Here is a 3,575-nt window from a genome sequence, read left to right on the forward strand (position 1 = left end):
CCGCCGGCAGCGGGCGGCCGCGCGTGCGGCGCATCGCGGCGTCGAGATCCGCTTCCCACCATTGGTTGAGCGCGCCCGCCGCGCCCGCGCCCATCGCGATGCACAGCACGGCGGTGAACCCCAGCACCGGATCGGGCCGCCCGGGCGCCGCGAGCAGGCCGCACAGGCCGGTGAACACCACCAGCGTCATCACGCGCGGCTTGGTCAGCGCCAGAAAGTCGCGCCAGTCGGCGGGGAGGACGGGGGCGGCGGTGGCCATCGCGTCGCATATAGGGGCGCGGGCCGACGGGGGAAAGCGGCGCGCGGGCTGGCGACCGACTCGGGTCGGCGGCGTCAGCCCTCGTCGGGCGCGCTCGCGAAGAAATGGGCGACGACGCTCTTGGCGAGGCGCGCGGGGCGCAGCGTTTCGGCGTCGAGGCTGCACCAGCTCGACTTGATCTCGGCTAGCACCTCGTCGCCGCGCCGGATCACCGTATCGAAGAAGGCGCGCGCGCCCTGCACGCGTTCGAGCAGCACGGTGGCGATCACGTCGTCGCCCAGGAAGGTGGGCTTGCGATAGGTGATCTCATGCTTGAGCGCGACCCAGAGGTGCGCGGCGACCGCGTCCGGCGGGGCCAGACCGCGCCAGTGGCTGAGCACCGCGTCCTGTACCCAGCCCAGATAGCGGGCGTTGTTGACGTGGCCCATGAAGTCGATGTCAGCGGGATCGACGCCGATCGGATACAGATGCGGGACGGCGCTGGTCACGAACGCCTTCATAGCATGACACGATCGTCAGGCGCTAACGCAAATCAGAGAAGGCGACCACGAGGCGCTCCAGCTTTCCCCGGAGCGCCCGTGACTTAGTGGTTGTGGGCGTCGCCGCCGTCGATCACCGGCAGCGTCTCGAACTGGTGGTACGGCGGCGGGCTGGACAGCGTCCATTCCAGCGTCGTCGCGCCCTCGCCCCAGGGATTGTCGCCCGCCTTGGGCCCGAAGAACAGCGAATAGGCGACGTTGCCGAAGAAGATGATCATCGACCCGGCCATGATCTCATAGCCGTGCGAGGCGATCGCGTTCCAATAGGCGAGCCCGTCGGTATAGTCGGGCATGCGGCGCGGCTCACCCTGCAGTCCCAGGAAATGCATCGGCATGAAGAGCACGTTGACGCCCAGGAAGAAGATCCAGAAATGCGCCTGGCCCGCCACCTCGTTGAGCATGCGCCCGGACATCTTGGGGAACCAGTAGGTGAAGCCCGCGAACAGCGAGAACACCGCGCCCAGCGACAGCACGTAGTGGAAATGCGCGACGACGTAATAGGTGTCCTGCATGTAATCGTCGACGCCGCCGTTGGCGAGGACGACGCCGGTCACGCCACCGACGGTGAACATGAAGATGAAGCCGATCGCCCAGATCATCGGCGTCTTGAAGGTGATCGACCCGCCCCACATCGTCGCGATCCACGAGAAGATCTTGATGCCGGTCGGCACCGCGATCACCATGGTCGCGGCGGTGAAGTACATCTTGGTGTTCACCGACAGGCCGGTGGTGAACATATGGTGCGCCCAGACGACGAAGCCGACCACGCCGATCGCGACCATGGCATAGGCCATGCCGAGATAGCCGAAGACGGGCTTGCGGCTGAAGGTCGCGATCACCTGGCTGACGATGCCGAAGCCGGGCAGGATCATGATGTACACTTCGGGATGGCCGAAGAACCAGAACAGATGCTGGTACAGGATCGGATCGCCGCCGCCCGCCGGATCGAAGAAGGTGGTGCCGAAATTTCGGTCGGTCAGCAACATGGTGATCGCGGCGGCGAGCACCGGCAGCGCGAGCAGCAGCAGGAAGGCGGTGACGAGCACCGACCAGACGAACAGCGGCATCTTGTGCAGCGTCATGCCCGGCGCGCGCATGTTGAAGATCGTCGTGATGAAGTTGATCGCGCCCAGGATCGAGCTGGCGCCCGCGAGGTGTAGCGACAGGATCGCCATGTCCGTGGACGGCCCCGGCTCGCCATAGGTCGACAGCGGGGCATAGAGCGTCCAGCCGTTGCCCGCGCCGCCGAAGAAGGGCGAGGCGAGCAGCAGGCTGAACGACGGCACCAGCAGCCAGAAGCTGACATTGTTCATGCGCGGGAACGCCATATCGGGCGCGCCGATCATGATCGGGATGAACCAGTTGCCGAAGCCGCCGATCATCGCGGGCATGACCATGAAGAACACCATGATCAGGCCGTGCGCGGTGATGAGCACGTTCCACAGGTGGAGCGAATGGTCGAGGCCCTGCTCGCCGCCGGGCAGGTACGACGCCCAGGTGCCCAGATACTGGATGCCCGGCTGCGCCAGCTCGGCGCGCATCAGCCCGGAGATCGCGCCGCCGATGATCCCCGCGACGATCGCGAAGATCAGGTACAGCGTGCCGATGTCCTTGTGATTGGTGGACATGAACCAGCGGGCGAAGAAGCCGGGCTTGTGGTCTGTGTCGCCATGATGTTCCTGCGCGCCCTGCGGCACGAAGGCGGAGGCGAACGGGCCGTTCGGGCGGAGGGCGGTATCGGTCATGGCGATCAGATTCCGGGGTTGCCGGGGCCGGACGGGTTGCCCGTAGCGCCCTGATTGGTCGTGGGGGTCACCGTCGCCGGGTTCGGCCCGGCGGGCGGCACCTTGAAGCTGTCGGCCGGCGCCGGCTTCGCGCCGGCGGCGCCGGGCTGCGGGATGACCTTGTCGGACGGCTGGCCGCTGGCGAGGTGGCCGCCCTTGGCGAGGATCCACTGCTTGAACACCGCCGGGCTCACCGCCTCCACCGCGATCGGCATGTAGCCGTGGCGCGCACCGCACAGTTCGGAACACTGGCCGAAATACAGGCCGGGCTTCTCGACGGTGAAGCTCGTCTCGTTGAGCCGGCCGGGCACCGCGTCGAGCTTGAGCCAAAAGGCGGGCACCGCCCAGGAATGGATCACGTCGGCGGACGTGGTGATCAGCCGGATCGGCACGCCGACCGGGAGCACGACGCGGTTGTCGACCGCCAGCAGCCGGGGACCATCGGCGGCCGTGCGCAGCCGATCACCGGCGGCGGGCGCCTGATCCTTGTCGCGCAGCAGGTTGGAGGTGATCTCGAAATCGCCGAAATCGGGGTAGTTATACGTCCAATACCATTGGTTGCCCGTGACCTTGAGCGTCACCGCGCCGGCGGGCGCCGGCTTGAACTGCGACTGGAGCAGGTGGATCGAGGGCACCGCGATCATCACCAGCATGACGACGGGGATCAGCGTCCAGGCGACCTCGATCGCGGTGTTGTGGCTGGTCCGCGACGGGATCGGGTTCGCCGACGCCCGGAAGCGGCCGACCACGACCACCAGCAACAGCAGCACGAAGGCGGAGATGGCGGTGATGACGGGGAACAGGATCGAATTGTGAAACCAGCGCGCGAAATTGCCGTTGCGCGTCACCTGCTGCTGGATGCCGATCACGCCGCTGTTGGGGTGGCCGATCACCGGATCGACCGCCATGACGGGCGCGCCGTCCTGCGCCAGCAGCGGCGAGGCGGGGGCGGCGGGCGGCGTCGCGGCGACGGTGGTGGGCGCGGTGTTGGTC

The 3,575-nt window shown here is 67.3% G+C and carries 4 protein-coding genes; all 4 read right to left on the bottom strand.

What is annotated here, in order from left to right; all coding sequences use genetic code 11:
• Positions 1-259, bottom strand: a 259-nt coding sequence (locus tag HUU95_RS11045; RefSeq protein ID WP_174280164.1) for a UbiA family prenyltransferase, incomplete at its 3' end; no start/stop codon positions are given.
• 74 nt (positions 260-333) lie between these two features.
• On the bottom strand, positions 334-747 hold the full coding sequence (locus HUU95_RS11050) for an acyl-CoA thioesterase (protein WP_174280165.1): 414 nt from the start codon (positions 745-747) through the stop codon (positions 334-336).
• Positions 748-842: 95 nt separating this feature from the next.
• Positions 843-2,543 (bottom strand): cytochrome c oxidase subunit I, encoded by a 1,701-nt coding sequence (ctaD, locus tag HUU95_RS11055; RefSeq protein ID WP_174280166.1) that lies wholly within the window; start codon positions 2,541-2,543, stop codon positions 843-845.
• Positions 2,544-2,548: 5 nt separating this feature from the next.
• On the bottom strand, positions 2,549-3,575 hold a 1,027-nt coding region (gene coxB, locus HUU95_RS11060; RefSeq protein ID WP_174280167.1), incomplete at its 5' end, for a cytochrome c oxidase subunit II.

This window comes from Sphingomonas bacterium, assembly GCF_903643065.1.
GTDB lineage: Bacteria > Pseudomonadota > Alphaproteobacteria > Sphingomonadales > Sphingomonadaceae > Sphingomonas.